This window comes from Rothia sp. HMSC064F07, assembly GCF_001837265.1.
Taxonomy (GTDB): domain Bacteria; phylum Actinomycetota; class Actinomycetes; order Actinomycetales; family Micrococcaceae; genus Rothia; species Rothia mucilaginosa.
Window position 1 is genome coordinate 823,391 of sequence record NZ_KV831926.1, and the last position, 18,368, is coordinate 841,758.

Consider the following 18,368-nt stretch of genomic DNA (forward strand, 5'->3'; position numbering starts at 1 on the left):
GCGCTGAGCGCCTTGAGGACGGAGCCCCCGCTCCGCGTGACCGGCTACTCCGTAAAGGCTTAGTTTTGCTAGTTCTAGCGCATACAGAAAAGGCTCTCCGAGATACCGGAGAGCCTTTTCTGTTACTTATATGCGGTTGGAGCGACGGCTTGCGGACAATGCTTGCGGCACAGTTCCGCACGACCGGCACGCGGACAATGCTCGCGGGGGAGTGCCCCCTCTGCGGCGCTGAGCGCCTTGAGGACGGAGCCCCCGCTACGCATGTCCACGGTGCCGTTTACGTATGTCCGCTGCGCCGTTGAGGTTCAGCGCCGCTACAGACCCAGCTGGCGCAGATAGCGTTCCGCCACCGCCTCCACCTGATCCAAGCCGCGCACACGACCCAGCGCCTGCGACCACGCATCAGCCTCACCGCCAGCCACCGGCAAACCAGCCGCCGCCCACAAGGCCGCCGTCATCGCACCCACCGAATCCGAATCCGAATCCACCGACACCGCACGGCACAAACCCTCAAACAGCGCATTGCGTACCGTCGCTTCATCGGCATCAGCAGGCAGACTCTTCACAGCATCCGCCGCGCACCAGAACGCCACACCCAACAGCTCAGGCGCCGTCCAACCCGTACCAAAATGCTCCGCCACAGCCTCCGGCACCGGCACCACGCCGCGCTCCAGCAGCTCAATGGCACGGCTCAGCGCCGCAGCCGTACGCGCAGCATCACCCGGAATCGAATCATCCGCCGCCACCGTGCCGCACCAGTCAAGCACACGGCGGGCAGAATCCAACAACGCATCAAACGAGCCAGCCGGGGACGCCAACAAATCACGAACCAGCAACGCATACGCCGCCGCCGAAGCCAACGCCTCCGGATGCCCATGCGTCAACGCCGCCGCACGCACCGCCAACAAAACCACCGTACGCTCCTGCGCCACCGGCAAAACACCCAACGCCGCCGAACGCACCAACGCGCCACTACCCAAAGCATCAGGATTCAACGACTTCGACACCAACTGCATCTCGCCCGAACCCAACGCCCGCAACGTCGCCGCACCCGGACCGCGACGCGCCGTCAACTCCGCTGCCCCATCAATCTCACGATCCAACGAAAACGGCGCAGACTCCGGCAGGCTCTCACCAATACCGCGGAACCACCGCAAATACGCCAACCACAGACACGCCAACTCATCCGCCGCCGCGCCCTCATTATTCCACTCCAAAACCTCCGTCAAAGCGTCCAGCGTGAAACACGTCAGCTGCGTATCATCACTGACCAGCAGCTCACCAAACGCCGAATCCCACGGCTTAGGGGCACTCTCCGCAATCTGCTCAGCCGACAACAACTCCAACGGATAACCCAGCGCATCACCCAACGCAGACGCACGCAGCAAACCGCGCACCCTGCCCGCAAACTCAGCCGAAACCTCGGGTGCGTGCGTGAACTCAGAAAAACTCATAGGGCGATTATCCCACGGGCGGCTAGAGCATAAGCGGCTTCGTGCTCATGCTCGCGGGGGAGTGCCCCCTCTTCAGCGCCCCGATTTAAATAATCCTGGTGCCTTGAGGACGGAGCCCCCGCTCCGCGCGAGTGCCTGCGCCGTGGAGGGGTCCACCGGCGAATGACGAACTGTGAGGCGCAAAATAAGACACAATGCCATACTGAAACCATGAAGATCCTGCACACCTCCGACTGGCACCTCGGCCGCACCTTCCACCGCAGCCCCCTCACCCGCGAACACCAACAGTTCATCGACGAACTGCTCACCTACGTGCACGCCGAAGGTATCGACACTCTCCTCATCAGCGGCGACGTCTACGACAGCACCATCCCCACCGCCGAAAGCACCACTCTGCTCGACCAGGCACTCACCCGCCTCATGCGCGCCGACGTGCAAGTCATCCTCAGCTCCGGCAACCACGACTCCTTCCGCCGCCTCAGCTACGGCGCCGCCTTCTTCGAAGCCTCCGGCGTGCACCTACGCACCACCATCGAAGACGCCACCCGCCCCGTCGAACTCACCGACGGCGCCTTGCGCGTACACGTCTACGCCATCCCCTACCTCGCCCCGCGCCTCCACGCCACCGCCCTCGGCGTCGACCCCACCCACCAGGCAGTCCTCGGCGCCGTCACCGACGCCATCCGCGCCGACGCCGCCGAACGTCACACCCGCGGCGAAGGCGCCGACCGCATCATCGTCATGAGCCACGCAACCGTCAGCGACACCACCGGCAGTGACACCGCCGGCAGCGCAGACACCACACCCCGCAGCGACTCCGAACGCGACATCAGCGTCGGCGGCATCGACTGGGTACCCGCCTCCCTCTTCGACGGCTTCGACTACGTAGCCCTCGGCCACATCCACAAGCGGTACCCCGTCACCCCAACCATCCGGTACAGCGGCTCACCGCTCGGCTTCTCATTCAGCGAAGAACACAACCGCAACGGCGCCTACCTCATCGAACTCAACCCCGGCGAAGAACCCACCATCAGCAGCCACGAATGGGCAACCCGCGTACACATGAAAACCCTGCGCGGCACCATGGACCAGCTACTCAACAACCCAGAAAACAGCCCCTACGAGCAGGGCTACTACTGCCGCATCGAACTCACCGACGAAACCCTACCCGTCGGCGCCGTCGACCGCCTGCGCAGCCGCTACGAAACCATCTCCCACTTCAGCTACCGCAGCACCCAACCCGCCGCCGAAAAACCCGTCGCCGCGCCCCTCACTCGCGACGCCGACCCCGTCGACACCTTCGACCAATTCCACCAATACGTACGCAACCGCCCCCTCACCAGCGAAGAACGCGACGTCATCACCACCCTCAACGACCACATCAGCAGTCACAAGGACAACGCATGATCCTGCACAACCTCGAATTCGAAGCCTTCATGGCATACCCCAAGCGCCAAGAAATCAACTTCGACACCCTCAACAACGCCGGCGTATTCCTACTCAACGGCCCCACCGGCGCCGGTAAAACCACCATCCTCGACGCCATCTGCTACGCCCTCTACGGCGAAACCAGCAGCGACCGCGAATCCGCCAAACTGCACTCCACCTACGCGGCACACAGCGGCACCAAACCGCGCGTACTACTCGACGTCACTCTCCACGGCAAGCGCCTGCGCATCGACCGCACCCCCGCCTACAACAAACCCATCACCCGCGGCGCCCGCAAAGGCCAGATGCGCGAAGAAAGCGCCAAAGCCACCCTCGCCGAACTCGCACCCGGCGCCGACCCCGCCGACGAAAAAGCCTGGACCCCCATCTCCAGCAGCGTCGCCGAAGTCAACCGCACCATCGCCGAACGCACCCACCTGACCAAAGAACAATTCCTCAAAGTCGTACTCCTGCCGCAGGGCCAGTTCGCGCAATTCCTCAAGTCCAAGCCCAAAGAACGCAAAGAACTGCTCAAAAAGATGTTCCCCGTCGAACACTACGAACAGCTCTTCGCTGCACTCACTGAGGAAGCGAAAACCGCCCAGCAGGAAGTCGCCCAGGACGAAAACACCCAGCGCGGCTACCTTGAACGTGCCCGCGCAGAAATGCTCGCCCTGCAGTCGCTACTGGACGCTGTGGATTCGGATGCTGAGGAAGCTGCGGAGGCGGGCGAGGAGACTTCCGAACATCTCACCGCTGAGAACGTCACTGCCGAGAACGTCACCGCCGAAACCCTCGACGCATGGGTCGCCTGCGGAGTAGAACGTGCCCGCGAAACCTCCGCACGCGAAAAGCAGGAGCAGCAGCGCCTCACCGACGAAGCCGACCGGAACACCCGCCTGCTCGCCGAACGCGCCCAGCTGCAGGCCGACTGGCGCGAATACGAGCAGCTCTGCGAACGCCGCACCCGCCTGACCGAACGCGCCGAGGGGCATAAGGCGCAGCGTGAAGAGCTGTCGCAGGCGCGTGCTGCCGCGCCCCTGCACGCACAGTACACGCAGGTCCACGCCGAATCGCAGGCGCTCGCCGCCCGCCAGCAGGAGCAGGCTGCGTGCGCATCCGCGCTGGATGAGACCGGTCGCGCCCTGCTTGCGGCACTGCGCGATGAGGAAACCGCGGAAGACGTCACCTTCCCCGAGGAGACGACCTTCGCCGCGCTCCCGGAGCTCGAGCCCGCTGAACAAGAAGCCCAGCTTGAGGCGCTCCTCGACACCCTGCGCGCCTTGCAGAAGAAGGACGCTCAGCTTACCGACGAGGAAGCCGCCGCAGCCGCCCTGCTGAAGCAGGCTAACGCCCTCGAACAGGACAAGTCGCGTGCCGAAAAGACCCTGAGCGACCTGACCGCCGCCGCCGAGCAGCTTGCCGAAGAACTCGCCGGCTACAGCACCGCCGACGAGGAACGCACCCTCGCCGCGCACCTGGTCACCGAGGCGCAGCAGAAGCACGATGCCGCCCAGCAGATGCAGCAGAAGCTGGACGCCGCCTCCGCCGCGGTCGCCGCTGCCCAGAAGCAGAGCAAGCGCACCGCCACCGCTGAGCAGAAGGCACAGGAAAAGTGGCAGGCTTCGGCTCAGCAGGCGCTCGCCGCGACGGAGGAGTTCAAAAACCTGCAGGTGCTGCGCCTCGCCCAGGCGTCCTCCCTGCTGGCACGCGAGCTCAAGGACGGCGAACCCTGCGCTGTCTGCGGCTCGGTCGAGCACCCCGCCCCCGCGCAGATTGCCGAGGGTGAGCAGCTGGTTGAGCGTGCCGACCTGGATGCCGCCAAGGAACGTGAAGACAAGGCGCACAAGCAGGCGCACACCCACGAACTGGCCAAGGATCGGGCGACCAAGGCGCATCAGGAAGCCTCCGAGGCGCTCGCCGCCGCCCGCACCCAGTACGAGACTCTGGCTGCCCAGGGCGAGTGCGATGTTGAGCAGACTGCCGCGCAGCTGCAGCAGGCGCAGACCCGCCTCGCGCAGGCTCAGTCGCGCGTGACGGCGCGTGACGGCGTGCTGGCGAAGGTTGAGCGGGTGCGGGTTGAGCTGCAGAAGGCTCAGGAGGCGCTACGCACCATCGAGGGTGCGGCGGTGGAAGCTCAGACGCGTCACCGTGACGCTGCGGCGCGCTGTGAGGCTACCGCGGCTGATTTGGCGCCTGCTCGTGCGGCGGTGGGTTTTGTGCAGCGTGTTGAGGCTGTGGAGGGCTACCGTGCGGCGCATCAGCGTCTTGCTCGTGCGGTGTTGCTGTTGGGGCAGGCGCGTGAGCGTCATGCTCTGGCGGCGGCTGCGGCGCAGCGTCTGCTGGCTGAGTCTTCGTTTGAGAGCGCCGAGCTGGTTCATGCGGCGGTGCGTACCCCCGAGCGTGTTGATGCCCTGGAGCAGGCTGTTGCCGCGTACGAGCTGGAGCATGCCCGCCTCCTTGAGGGCTTTGGCCGTGAGGCGATTGTTGCGGTGGCGGCCCGTGTTGCCGCTGGTGAGCAGGCGCCGGATGACCTGCAGGGTGTGCGTGAGCAGGTTGAGCAGCTGCGCGCGGCGGTTCACCGTTTGACTCTTCGTGAGGGTGAGCGGGAGAGCATGCTGCGTTCTTTGCAGGCTCTGCGTGGCGAGTATGCGGCGTTCCGTGCAAAGACGGCGCAGCGTTATGACCGTGCGCAGATGCTGGCGAACCTGGCGGCGGCTGCCCGCGGTGATACGCTGGGCGGTTATGAGCATCAGGTTGACCTGGTCAGCTATGTGCTGGGTGCCGAGTTTGAGCGTATTCTGCAATCGGCGTCGCTGCATTTGGACCGTATGAGTGAGGGCCGCTACGGCATGGTGTTCAGTGATCACCGTGCGAAGGGTAGCCGTTCCGGCGGTGGCCTGAACCTGGAGATTACTGACACCTGGACGGGTGAGCCGCGTGAGGCGTCGTCGCTGTCCGGTGGTGAGTCGTTCTTGGCGTCGCTGTCGTTGGCGTTGGGTCTGGCTGAGGTTGTTCAGGCGAATAATGGCGGTATCGAGTTGGATACCCTCTTCATTGATGAGGGTTTTGGCACGTTGGACGCTGAAACTCTGGACATGGTGATGGGCACAATCGAATCGCTGCGTGATAGTGGCCGCACTATTGGCCTGATTTCGCATGTGGAGGAGATGAAGAACCGTATTCCCGCCCAGATTGTGGTTGAAAAGGGTCAGAACGGATCGTCGGTGAGGGTAAACTCCTAGTAGGCATAAATTCGCTTCCGGGCTGCTGTTATGGCATGTCCGGCGGCTTATTCGTGAAAGAGATGATGACCTCGACACCTCAGGACAGGGCACCGAATTCAACGTATCGTGTGGAACCTTCGGCTGATGCGCACACTAACGCATCCGCGCCGAAGGTTCCTCCGCGCACCATGAAGGTGGCACCCGCCCCCGATACCTCGGATAGGTTGAGTGCTTCGGGTACAGGCATTCCGACGGTTCCGGGCACCTCCCTGACGGATGTGGTGCGCAGCAACGAGCACGTGTTGCAGGAGCTGCCGCCTCGCCCGATTCCGGCTGCGGATGAGGTTAACACGAACACCTCGCTGCCGGACATTTTGCGTCAGCATTGGGCATTGTTCCTGCGCAACGGTAAGGAGCAGCGTCGTCATCTGTATGCGGTGCTTCGTTCTGAGGGATTTGCCCGTAACGTGTTGACGATTCTGTTCCACATTCCGGCGGCTTCCTCGGCGTTTGCGCTGTATATTCTGTTGGCGAGCCACCTGGGTAGTGTGCATGATGGCGGCTATGCAGTGGCGGCGTTTACTGGCGCGTATTCGGTGCAGATTATGCTCGGCCCGATGCTGGTGCGTGCCCTGGGTTTGCGGGCGTTGCTGGCGATTACGTCGATACTGAATATTGCCGCGGTGTTGAACATGCTGGTCATTGGTTGGCGTTTGACGGTTGACCCGAATAACGTGAGTACAACCTACCATGCGCTCTCGTGTGTGGCGATGGGTTTCACGACTCCGCCGTGGACTCCGTTTGCTCTTGAGTCGCTGTATCGCCGTAACTATCAGTACAGTGATGTTCGCTTGTCGACTGCGGTGTCGTGGGGTACTACGGCGAACATGTCGATGTACCCGCTGGCTGCTCTGTTGGTGTGGCTGGGTGATGCGTATATCACCCCGAATCATGAGTATGCGGGTTTCTGGATCACGATTATTCTGGATGCGTTGCTGTTCATTGTGGTTCTAGCCGCGCCGATGTGGCTGCCTGATATTTCTCGTATTCGTATGGCTCCGCCGCAGAATTTGGTGCGTCCGAGCCGTCAGACGGTGGTGCTGATTCTTGGTCTGGTGCTGCTGGGTGCGTGCATGGGTTCGGTTGGTTCTGGTCTGCTGGGCTTCTCGCTGATTCACGGTTCGATGAACCTGTTCATGGCTATGGTTGCGACCGGTACCGGTGCGCTCGTGGTGGTGGCTTTCCCCGTGGTTTTGGGTGGCCGTTCGGTGAACCCGTGGCATGGCTGGCTGGTGAGCGGCGTTCTGCTGATTATGGCGGCGCTGTACTTGCCGGCGAGCGATGATACGTCCACGATTTTCTATGCGTTGGCGCTGTGCGGCGCGGTGCTGGGTGTGGCGTTTGGCGGCCATGAGCTGTGGCTGAACCGTTCGCTCAAGCATATTCCTGATGCGCAGGCGAGCTTCTTTACCCGTTCGATGCTGGGCATTGGTCTTGCGCTGGGCTGTATGTGGGGCGGCTATATGGGGGATGCCCCGTATTACCGTAATGCGTTTATGGTTCCGGTGATTATTGCGACTCTGTATTTTGCGTTGGGTCATTTGTACGGCTACTTGTGGCGTGAGGAGCATGAGGAGCAGTTGGCTCCTTTGGCTGAGACGGAACGCGGCTAGTTTGGGTTGCTGCTAGTTCCTTGCCGGTAGCTTGAGCGTGATGAGCGCGCGATAAAAGGCGGATGACCCGCCACCTTCTGCAGGTGGTGGGGCATCCGCCTTTTGTGTACCGTGCTCGGTTTGTGGTGAGCCTCGGCCTGAGAACCTCGGTGTGAGAGCCTCAGCCTGTGAACTTCAGCGTGAGGCTGCCGGTTTAGTGACCGCGCTTGATCCATGCAGGAAGCTCGGGCGCCTCCAGACCGATGCCGGTGCTGTCGCCGTGGCCGGTGAGGACCGCGGTGGACTCGGGCAGGGTCAGCAGGTGGGTCGAGATCGACTCGATGATGGTGTCGAAGTCGCTGTAGGAGCGTCCGGTTGCGCCGGGGCCGCCGTTGAAGAGGGTGTCGCCGGAGAAGACGACGCCTTCGCTGTTTTCCCAGCTGAGGGTGGGTGCGTAGAAGCACACGGAACCGGGGGAATGGCCGGGGGTGGCGAGGACGGTCAACTCGGTCTCGCCGATGCGCAGTACGTCGCCGTCAGCGAGTTCGTGGTCGAAGTCCCAGGAGGGGTACACCATTTCCCAGAGCACACGGTCCGCGGGGTTCAGGTAGACGGGCGCGCCGAAGCGTTCTGCCGCCTCCTTTGCGCTGCGGATGTGGTCGTCGTGGGCGTGGGTCAGCAGAATCTTCTCCACGGTGCGTCCCGCGACGGTGCGCGAAATCTTGTCGACGTCGTGGGCGGGGTCAATGATGATGACCGAGGAGTCGTTGCCGACGATCCACACGTTGTTGTCGACGTCCCAGCAGCCGCCGTCCAGCGAGAAGGTGCCGGAGGTGACGACTCGTTCAATACGTTCGCTCACGCTACGGTCCTAGAGTTCCACGACCGAGCGCAGCACGCGGCCGGTCTTCATGGTTTCGAATGCTTCGTTGACGTCTTCGAGGCGGATGCGCTCGGAGACGAAGCTGTCCAGGTCGAGGCGGCCGAGCAGGTACTGGTCCACGAACTCGGGGAAGTCGCGGGAGGGCAGGGTGTCGCCGTACCATGCGCTCTTGATGGAGCCGCCGCGGCCGAAGACCTCATCCAGCGGGATGTCCCAGGTGGCGCCGGGTGCGGGCACGCCGACGAGGACGACGCGGCCTGCCAGGTCGCGTGCCTCGAATGCCTGCTTGAAGGTGGGGGCGACGCCGACAGCGTCAATGACGAGGTCTGCACCGAAGCCGCCGGTGAGTTCCTTGATAGCCTCAACGGGGTCGACCTTGGAGGAGTTCACGGTGTGGGTTGCGCCGTGCTCGCGTGCGCGTGCCAGCTTCTCTTCGTCGATGTCGACGGCGATGATGGTGGTTGCGCCACCGAGCTGTGCGCCTGCGATTGCTGCGGTGCCGACGCCGCCGCAACCGATGACTGCGACGGACTCGCCGCGCTTGAGCTCACCGGTGTTCAGCACAGCGCCCAGACCTGCGGTGACACCGCAGCCGAGCAGACCGATTGCTGCGTACTGTTCGGGGCTGATGTCAGCGGTGATCTTGGTGCACTGACCTGCTGCGACGAGGGTCTTCTCCGCGAAGGAGCCGATACCCAGCGCGGGGGTGAGCTCGGTGCCGTCCTCGAGGGTCATCTTCTGGGTTGCGTTGTGGGTTGCGAAGCAGTACTGCGGCTGGCCCTTGCGGCATGCGCGGCATTCGCCGCAGACTGCACGCCAGTTGAGGATGACCAGGTCGCCGGGGGCGATGTTGGTGACGTCATCGCCGACAGCCTCGACGATACCTGCGGACTCGTGGCCGAGCAGGTAGGGGAAGTCCTGGCCGACGCCGCCGGTGACGTAGTGGTGATCGGTCTGGCAGACACCGCAGGTGAGGACCTTGACGAGTGCTTCGCCCTTGCCGGGGTCGGGTACGTTGATGGTGGTGACGGTGACGGGTGCGTCCTGGGAGAGGGCTACGACAGCCTTAACCTTGTGCATGCTGTTCCTTTGCTTGGGGATTGCGGTTGATGCTCAACCGCGAGATAAAAATTTTTTGATACGTTCCCATTATAAGAGCTAAGGCATACCTGATGCACCCCGGGGCTGAGCGTGAAGCCCCCAGGTGAATGTGACGTTTTATGACGTTGTCTCTTACTCCTCCCGGAACCCGCGTAGTCTGCGGCTACTTACTCTGCCGCCTCCACCTCTGCCGCAAAGGCGAGCGCACCGCGTCGGAACGCGCCCGAGGTCAGTGCGTTCACGTGATCGCGGCCGGGCAGGGAGATGAAGCGGTTAAGCGGATTGTTGCCGCGCACCATGTCGTAGAGTTCCGCTCCGTCGGCGGCGATGGTGTCCGAGTCACCGAGCACGACCGCGATGGGTGCGTGCGGATGCGCGCCCGGGTGACCCGCAGGTAGGTTGGGGGATCCGGCACGCAGGGCGGGCACGTCGAAGAACGGGCCGAAGGGAATCCGAACGAACTTCAGTAGCGCGTCGGGCTGGATGGGGGAGCCGTCAATAATCGAGGTGAAGGAGGCGATCGCCTCGGCGGTGGAGTCCGCCGCGGGGGTTTCTGCGCTCGCGGAGGCGCTGGTCCCCTCGTGCGCTTCGAGCATGGCGCGCAGGGTGATGAGGTGGTCGTGCAGGGGCAGTCCGCCCAAGGTGAGGGATGCGACCGCCTCCGGGTGGGTGAGGGCGAGTTCCCATCCGACGCGGGCACCGAAGGAGAAACCGATAACGTGTGCGCGCGGCTGTAGCTCCACGTCGAGGTTGTTCTCCGTGGCGACGGCTCGCAGCAGCTGGGCAAGTGCGTTGGTGAGCAGGTGAATGGGGGTGAGGCGCTGACCCGTCGTATTGACAGAGGGCACCGAATCGAACGGGATTTCACTGCTCATAACCTGCGTATGGGCAGGCAGTTTGCAGTCAACCGTGAACTGTGGGTCTTTGAGGTATGTGTTCGTGTGGTAGGGCAGATTGACAGCTAGTACAGGGTATCCGGCGCGCAGATATTGGCGAATCCAGCCGGTGCCCCCGTAGAGCTGGTCACCGCGGGTGGCGAAGCCGTGAATCATGAGGGCGGGGATACGGCTTTTGAGCTGCTGCGGCTGGTAGAGGGTGTACTCGAGGTCAGGGAGAGCAACGGCGGGCGCGGCGGCATTGGGCGCTTCAACACTGGGTGCATCAACACTGGACGCAGCGGCGTTGGGTACAGCAAAGGGCGCGGGAGAGAAATCTGCACTGGTCATATGTCTATCTTAGTGACCAGGGTTTCTGTCCCGCGCCCTTCACACGCATGGTGGGTGAGCGCTCGGCTGCCTCTTAGTTCTTCTTGGCCGCCTCGTTCGGGTTGTCGGTGCTCGGCTTATCGGCGCCTAGATTGTCGGCACCCAGGTCGAAAAATGTCTCCTGGGCCGGCTCGGCGGAAGATTTTGCCTCGGCAGATGAACTTGCTGCGGCGGAAGAGTCTGACTCGGCGGTCGCGCGTGCATCCGCCTTTGCCGAGGCTGCCTCCGAAGCCTGAGCCTCGGCGGCGTCAGTCCTCGCCTGCTGTTTCTTGCCGTTGTCGAGGCGCTCCTTACCGTCGGCAATGAACGTGCGAATCATGGTGGTGTTAGTGTCCACCGCCTTCTGCACGCGATCCGCAATGGAGGGGCCCTTCGGCTTGGGGAGCATGCCCTGGCCTGCCGCCTGCTGCTGCAATTCGCGTCCGGCGGACATGAGGCGTTCCTGGCGTGCCTTCAGTGCACGCGATGCGGAGGTGCTGCGCGGCTGCACCTTCAGGTGGCCGTGGTCGTCATCGCCAGCGATAATCTGGCGCATGAGCATGATTTCGGCGTCCAGATGCGCGCCGAAGAGAAGCATATTGTTCATGATCCAGATGAACAGCAGCATCACAATCACACCACCGATCAGGCCGTAGGTGGCGTTGTACTTGCTGAAGTTGTTGGCGTAGAGGGTGAAGCCGAATGCGCCCAGACCCATGCCGAAGAGGGCGAGTGCCGCACCGGGGGAGAGCCTCCATGCCTTGTAACGGCGCACGTTCGGGGTGGCGGCGTAGAGTAGAGTGATCAGGGCGATTGCCATGAACAGAATCAGCACCCAGCGGCCGTTCAGCCAGATGAGCTTGATGAGCTCCATATCCACGGTTTCGGGTACATACCGACCGACCATGTCCAGGACGGTTACACCCAGCAGCATCATGAGCATCATGAGTACCACGAGGATGATAATCACGGTGGTGACGAAGACGTTCAGCGGCTTGAGAATCCAGCCGGGGCGGCCTTCACGCACGTTGTAGACCGTGTTGAGAGCTCGGCCGAAGGATCCGGTGTACCCAGAGGCGGACCATAGTGCACTGAGGATACCGGTCAACAGCACCAGGCCTGCGCCATGGTCGCCTGTAATCTGCTTGATGGGGTCTTCCAGAATGGCGTACATCTGGGCGGGCGCGTTGTCCTTGAGGAAGGCGAGGATGACGGCGGCGCTTTCCTCACCGTGACCGAATACGCCCAGCAGGGAGACGATCGCCAGCAGGGCGGGGAAGATGGACAGCACGGTGAAGTAGGTGAGTGCTGCCGCCATGTCGGTGCCGCCGTTTGCGCCGAATTTGTAGATGGCACGGCGCAGGATGTAGAGGATGCTTCCCTTGGGGAAGTCGCGCAGTTTCACGCTTGCGTACTTGGGGGCCGCGGGCTTCTTCTTACGGGAGAAGAGTCCGCGTCGAGCTCCGGCGGATACCTGGGTTGAGGAGGTGTCCGTGGAAGAGCCGGTGTGTGCAGCCAATGGGGCTCCTTGAATGAGTGGGATGGTACACAGTGGTGCGCCTATGAACTTCAGCGTGTGGGCGCACAGAAGGGGCGAGGAGAACAATGAGCTGTCCTTCCCGCCCCTGCGGTGACATTATAGGGTTTTCTAACCCTCCCGCATTTTTCTGCGAGTGCAGATAGCTGACCTGTCGGTCAGTTAGAGAGGGTCACAGCCCCGAAAATCCTCAAAAAAGGCTTGTCAGCTAGGGTATAAAGCTACCTGCTGAGCCTAACTGAAAACTAGTTGTGAATACCCAGAACCTTAGCGGTGTGAGCCATAACCTCATCAGCCAGATCCGGGTTGTCGTTGAGCTTCACGCCGTAACCGGGGATAAGCTCCTTCAGGCGAGGCTCCCAACCGGCAATCTTGGAGGGGAAGCACTTAGCCAGCAGGTTCAGCATAATCGGAGCCGCGGTGGAAGCACCGGGGGATGCACCCAGCAGAGCCGCGATAGAGCCGTCCGCTGCGGAGACAACCTCGGTACCGAACTGCAGGATGCCGCCCTTCTTCGCGTCCCTCTTCATGATCTGGACGCGCTGACCAGCCTCGATGAGCTCCCACTCGCCGCCGTCAGCCTCGGGGTAGTACTGGTGCAGGGTCTCCAGGCGAGCGTTCTTGTCCTTGACCAGCTCGGAGAGCAGGTACTTGACAAGGGAGAAGTTATCCAGACCTGCACGGGTCATGGGGTACAGGTTGTGCAGGCGCAGGGACTTCGGCAGATCTAGCACGGAACCCTGCTTCAAGAAGTTTGTCTTGAAACCGGCGTAGGGGCCGAAGAGCAGAGCACGCTTGCCGTCCACGTAGCGGGTGTCCAGGTGGGGAACAGACATGGGAGGTGCACCCACCGAAGCCTGACCGTACACCTTAGCGTTGTGCTGGTTTGCGGTTGCCTCGTGGGTGTTGCGCAGGAACAGGCCGGAGACGGGGAAGCCGCCGTAGCCCTTACCCTCTTCAATGCCGGACTTCTGCAACAGGTGCAGGGCGCCACCGCCGGCACCGAGGAACACGAACTTCGCGTTGATGCTCAGAGGCTCATCCTTGTTGATGCGGTTAATCGCCTCAACCTGCCAGGAACCGTTCGATTCGCGGTTCAGGTTGGTGACCTGGTAGCCGTAGCGAACCTCAACACCCTTGGTCTGCAGGTAATCGACCAGCTGCTCGGTGAGGGAGCCGAAGTTCACGTCGGTACCTTCGGGGGACCAGGTTGTAGCCATCGGCTCGTTACCCTTGCGGCCCTTGACGGTCAGCGGTGCCCATTCGCCAATCTTCTCGCGGTCATTGGAGAACTGCATACGCTCGAAGAGCTTCTCCTTGCGGAAAGAATCGTAGCGCGCAGCCAGGTACTTGGAGTGGTCTTCGCCGAAGACCAGGGACATGTGGGGGACCGGGTTGATGAAGCTGGTGTCAGTCAGAATATTCTTCTCAGTCAGGGAAGCCCAGAACTGGCGGGAAACCTGGAACTGCTCGTTAATGTTCAGCGCCTTGGCAGCGGAGACAGTACCGTCGGGACCAGCGGGGGCGTAGTTGAGCTCGCACAGTGCCGAGTGGCCGGTACCTGCGTTATTCCAGGGGTTGGAGGATTCCTGAGCAACCTTGTCGAGGCGTTCGAGCAGGATAATATTCCAGGTCGGTTCGAGCTCCTTGAGGAACACGCCGAGGGTGGCGCTCATGATGCCGCCGCCGACCAGGACGACGTCGGTTCGTTCAGTACGTGCTACCACTGAGTTCTCCCTTAGGGTGAGGGTGCCCATCCTCGGGCACAATGACTGTGGGGTACATCATCTAGCCTACTCCTTTTAGCGGGGGAGGCATAGCTAGAATCAGCAAATAACAGGAGAGTGTTGCAGTTCACATGTTAGCTTCCCTGGAGGGTAAAAACCCTCCAGAGCACGCCAAACATGCGCACAATGCAACACTCAAACCTGAACTGCCTACAACTTACGCAGTTTTCCAAACAGCTCAATCGCATTCTGCTCCGTCTGATAGCCCTGAACCTCACGGCTCACCGCCACCTTAGACGTCACATTCAGCAACGGAACCGCCGGCATGAACTGACCCAGCTGAGACACAACCTTCGCGTACAGCTCACGCTGCGAATCCACCGAAACAGCAGAATCCGCGGTACGAATCGCCTCCATCACCTCACTAAAACGAGGCGAAGGCGCCACCGCCACGGCAGTAGGCGACGGCGAAGGAGTCGCTGAAGGGCTCGGCGAAGCAGAAGCCGAAGCCTCCTCATCAGGAGACAATGGATCCGGCGAATAACTTGGCTGCGGGCTCGGAGTCGCAGAAATCTGAACATTCGAATCCGCACCGCGCGACGACGGAAAATCAGAATTCTTCTTCGTCAAACCAGTCGTCATATCCGACGGCGCATTAGCAATCAACGAACGCACCTGATGCTCAGCAATCAGCGGCGCCAACACCGGACCAAAGAACGCATACGGGTCACGGTACATGCCGTAGAAACCCGCCAAGGTAATACCGCGCTCAGAAGAAACCTCACGGCTCTTCGACAGATACTCAGACCACGGCAGGGGCACCGGCTTAATATTCAGACCCACCTCAATCAGCGAAGCCACCATCTCCGAATACACCTTCTGCGGAGTATCCATCCACGGCAGAGACACATCGGCAGGGTAGTAACACTCAATCACCTGATTGTCGTACCCAGCAGTCGCCAACAGCGAGCGCGCCATATCCTGATTACGGTCCGTGTAATCCTTCGCATCATCAGCCTTAATGCGGAACGACGGCGAAATCAGCGTCTGCGCATCCGAGGTGCCCTGCGGATAATACTGACGCAACGCACCGCGATCCACAGCATGCGAAATAGCGCGACGCACCGAAATATTCTTCAACACCGGATGCGCCGTATTCAAACCCAAATACACCAGCGAGAACGGGTCACGGCCCGGCGTCTGATAGCCATCACGCGCCAACTGGCCCAGATCAGACGAGTTCACCTGATCACACGCATCAATGTGACCCTCCATCAGCGCAAAATAACGCTTATCCGACGACGTGAGGGTCGAAATCTGAATCTCATCCAGCTCAGGTGCCTGACCATCAAAATGGGTATTCTTCAGCAGACGCACCGTGCCGTCCTTGAATGACTCCACACGGAACGCACCCGTACCCACCGGGTTACCCGTCAGCTTCTGATCCGCACCAAACAGCGAAGGATCAATAATGCTAAACGCCTGCTGCGTCAAAATACGCGGGAACGCCAGAGAAGGACGCGACAGCGTCACCACCACAGAGTTGCCCTTCGCCACCACCGACGAAACCAGCGGCAAGAACGACTGCACTGCAAATGACTGGGCGGCATCTGTCTTCTTGCTGTTCTTCTTATCATCCGGCTGAGTAGCAGCATGAGCACCCGCAGAAGCCGATGCAGAAGCCGACGCGCTCGGGGTAGCAGTTGCGGAAGCACTTGCAGAAGCAGACGGAGTAGCCGCACCCGACGGAGACGCCTGAACAGGCGCAGGCTCCACCGCCGAAGGATCAATAGAACCCGGCTTCGGCACACCAAAACCCCACGCAAACAAAGGCTGAGCAGGCACCGCCAAAGCAACAGTACCCTCACCCGTAGCCAACGCCTGCCACCTCTGGAAATTCTGCACCACAGCATCCGCAGACAACGCAGAACCGTTACTAAAATGAGCCTCACGCAACACAAACGTATGCACCAAACGGTCATCAGAAACCGTCCACTCACTACACAACGAATCCTGAACCTCAGGATCACCCGTGTAATGATTCGCCACCAACAACGTCTGCAAAACCTGCGCCGTCACCTGATACGTACTCGCCACAGGAAACAACGCCGGATCCAAACCCAACGGCGCCGCACCCTGCGCAAACCGAAACACGCGACGCGCATTAGCAGAGGACGCGCTCGCACTCGCCGAAGAACCAGCTGACGAACCAGCAGAAGATTGACCAGAACACGCAGAAAGCGCCAAACCAGCACTAAAAAGCGCGCCAAAACGCAAAACGGCACGTCGACTCAAGCCACTCGAGCCGGCAGTAGCTCGCAGCAGCGCATCAGAATTGCCAACAGCTGACGATGCATAAGGCTGATGCTGCACGGGAGGGTCCTCTCTTCCGTCGCGGATGCTTATCTTTCAGGATAACGGTTCAACACCCAACCGGGCGAGACACGCCCACCCCGGCAAGGCGCATACAAGAGAACCCGCCGCCACGAAAACCGTGACGGCGGGCCCAATGTGAATGTGTGTGCGCGAGGGGGGACTTGAACCCCCACGCCATAAGGCACAGGAACCTAAATCCTGCGTGTCTGCCAATTTCACCACTCGCGCGTAGCGTCACCCCACATCCGAAGATGCATGCGTCTGAGGCAACAAAGAATTAGTGTACACCAGGAACCAAGGTTCTCCAAGCCTTAAAAGAAGCCCCCATAGGGCAAAAAGTCCGCAAATACGCCGAACAACAGCCCTCTCAAGAAGCAGTAGAACAGCGATACGCAAACCCCAGAAAGCGTGACCCTACTTCGGGTCAATACCCAAATCACGACGCAACTTCGCCACATGACCCGTCGCACGCACATTGTACTGAGCCACAGAAATAACACCCTGCTCATCAATCACAAACGTCGAACGAATCAGGCCCTCATACACCTTGCCGTAATTCTTCTTCTCACCCCATGCACCATACGCCTCAGCCACAGCATGATCAGCATCAGACAGTAGCGGGAACGTCAACGACTCCTTCTCCACAAAACGCGCAATAGCCGCCGGCGAATCCGGAGAAACACCCAACACCACGTAACCCAACGACTTCAACGACGCCAAATTATCGCGGAAATCGCACGCCTCCTTAGTGCAACCCGGAGTCGAAGCCTTCGGGTAAAAATACAAAATCACCTTGCTGCCCGCATAATCACTCAGACTGTGCTCCTTACCCGACGCATCAGCAAGGGTAAAAGCAGGTGCCGGGGTGCCCGGCTCAAGACGAACGCTCATCAATAACTCCTCAAAACATCAATAGAGATCAGCAGGGGAGCGGCGGATGCGCCCCATGCAGTACCAAGGGCGGACGCGCCCCATGCAATACACACAGTCTAGTGTCCCACACACCCCACCCAAACAATGTGTCCAGGCTCACTCCAAATCAACTTGCGCACACCACAAAAACTCGCGTATAGTATTTTTCTGTTGCAAGGGAAACCTTGAAACAGGCAAGCGCCTCTAGCTCAATTGGCAGAGCAATTGACTCTTAATCAATGGGTTCTGGGTTCGAGTCCCAGGGGGCGCACTTCACAGAAAATCCCGCTGATTCTTCGGAATCGGCGGGATTTTTGCGTTCCCTCTGAAAAGATTTTGCTGGGCTTGAGGTATAGATATTTCCCCTTGCTCTGGTGTTCGATGCTTGGAAGACGGTATTCGCCCTCGTTCCTACAGGGGACCCGTCCTCGCTTCGCTTCGGACACCCTGATGTCACTACGGGCGATACCGTCTTTCTCGCTTGGTTACCTGATGGTGCGACGGGGAATATCTATACCTCTGCGCATCTGTGCTTCAGAGGTTCGCGGAATCCCGCCGGGGTCGTAGTAGATTCGCGGGGGTTCCGTGTGCGCCCCGTGCCTAGCGAACTGGGGCGGAGGAGGGCTGTCGCGGTTTAGTGTGTTGCGTGGCGGCTCGGTGTTTGGGTGGTGAAATGTTTGCGGTGGTTTTGTATGCGCCCCGTGCCTAGCGAACTGGGGTGGGGGAGGGCTGTCGCCTTTTGGCCTCCTACGAGATAGCTAATCAGTTGCGCGCAGAGGCGCCGGTGCCGTCCGTAGCGACATCAGGGTGCCCGAAGCGAAGCGAGG

At 61.0% G+C, this 18,368-nt stretch carries 11 protein-coding genes and 2 tRNA genes; 4 read left to right on the forward strand and 9 right to left on the reverse strand.

Annotation, left to right across the window (positions count from 1 at the left end):
- Positions 1–314: 314 nt before the first annotated feature.
- Entirely contained in the window at positions 315–1,454 is a 1,140-nt protein-coding gene (locus tag HMPREF2712_RS05835) for an ADP-ribosylglycohydrolase family protein (RefSeq protein ID WP_070819495.1), read from the reverse strand.
- Positions 1,455–1,664: 210 nt separating this feature from the next.
- Here HMPREF2712_RS05835 and HMPREF2712_RS05840 point away from each other — a divergent pair, with 210 nt between their 5' ends.
- From HMPREF2712_RS05840 to HMPREF2712_RS05850, 3 genes are all read left to right on the forward strand, one after another.
- Entirely contained in the window at positions 1,665–2,861 is a 1,197-nt protein-coding gene (locus HMPREF2712_RS05840) for an exonuclease SbcCD subunit D (RefSeq protein ID WP_070819496.1), read from the forward strand.
- Complete coding sequence (locus HMPREF2712_RS05845) at positions 2,858–6,127, forward strand: AAA family ATPase (RefSeq protein WP_070819497.1); 3,270 nt, start codon at positions 2,858–2,860, stop codon at positions 6,125–6,127. The genes HMPREF2712_RS05840 and HMPREF2712_RS05845 overlap by 4 nt, the downstream gene beginning before the upstream one ends.
- 110 nt (positions 6,128–6,237) lie before the next feature.
- Positions 6,238–7,782, forward strand: coding sequence for an MFS transporter (locus HMPREF2712_RS05850; protein ID WP_246828680.1), 1,545 nt, complete (start codon positions 6,238–6,240; stop codon positions 7,780–7,782).
- 193 nt (positions 7,783–7,975) lie between these two features.
- On the opposite strand, the gene HMPREF2712_RS05855 is transcribed toward HMPREF2712_RS05850, so the two are convergent.
- The 8 genes from HMPREF2712_RS05855 to bcp all read right to left on the reverse strand — a co-directional run bounded on the left by HMPREF2712_RS05855 (position 7,976) and on the right by bcp (position 17,520).
- Positions 7,976–8,623 carry an MBL fold metallo-hydrolase gene (locus tag HMPREF2712_RS05855; RefSeq protein WP_070819498.1) on the reverse strand — a complete coding sequence of 216 codons (648 nt, stop codon included), beginning with the start codon at positions 8,621–8,623 and terminating at the stop codon, positions 7,976–7,978.
- 9 nt (positions 8,624–8,632) lie between these two features.
- Positions 8,633–9,724 (reverse strand): S-(hydroxymethyl)mycothiol dehydrogenase, encoded by a 1,092-nt coding sequence (locus HMPREF2712_RS05860; RefSeq protein ID WP_070819499.1) that lies wholly within the window; start codon positions 9,722–9,724, stop codon positions 8,633–8,635.
- A 188-nt stretch (positions 9,725–9,912) separates the two neighbouring features.
- Positions 9,913–10,971, reverse strand: a complete 1,059-nt coding sequence (locus tag HMPREF2712_RS05865) for an alpha/beta hydrolase (protein WP_070819500.1) — start codon at positions 10,969–10,971, stop codon at positions 9,913–9,915.
- A 73-nt stretch (positions 10,972–11,044) separates the two neighbouring features.
- Positions 11,045–12,508 (reverse strand): YihY/virulence factor BrkB family protein, encoded by a 1,464-nt coding sequence (locus HMPREF2712_RS05870; RefSeq protein WP_246828681.1) that lies wholly within the window; start codon positions 12,506–12,508, stop codon positions 11,045–11,047.
- Positions 12,509–12,771: 263 nt separating this feature from the next.
- The gene (locus HMPREF2712_RS05875) at positions 12,772–14,253 is read right to left on the reverse strand and encodes a malate:quinone oxidoreductase (RefSeq protein ID WP_070819501.1); all 1,482 of its coding nucleotides are present in this window, start codon (positions 14,251–14,253) and stop codon (positions 12,772–12,774) included.
- Positions 14,254–14,463: 210 nt separating this feature from the next.
- Positions 14,464–16,626: an ABC transporter substrate-binding protein gene (locus HMPREF2712_RS05880; RefSeq protein ID WP_070819502.1), complete on the reverse strand. Its 2,163-nt coding sequence runs from the start codon at positions 16,624–16,626 to the stop codon at positions 14,464–14,466.
- Positions 16,627–16,775: 149 nt separating this feature from the next.
- Positions 16,776–16,857, reverse strand: a tRNA-Leu gene (locus tag HMPREF2712_RS05885).
- Positions 16,858–17,043: 186 nt separating this feature from the next.
- Complete coding sequence (gene bcp, locus HMPREF2712_RS05890) at positions 17,044–17,520, reverse strand: thioredoxin-dependent thiol peroxidase (protein WP_005508643.1); 477 nt, start codon at positions 17,518–17,520, stop codon at positions 17,044–17,046.
- Positions 17,521–17,739: 219 nt separating this feature from the next.
- On the opposite strand from bcp, the gene HMPREF2712_RS05895 reads away from it, so the two are divergent.
- Positions 17,740–17,812, forward strand: a tRNA-Lys gene (locus tag HMPREF2712_RS05895).
- Positions 17,813–18,368 lie beyond the last annotated feature (556 nt).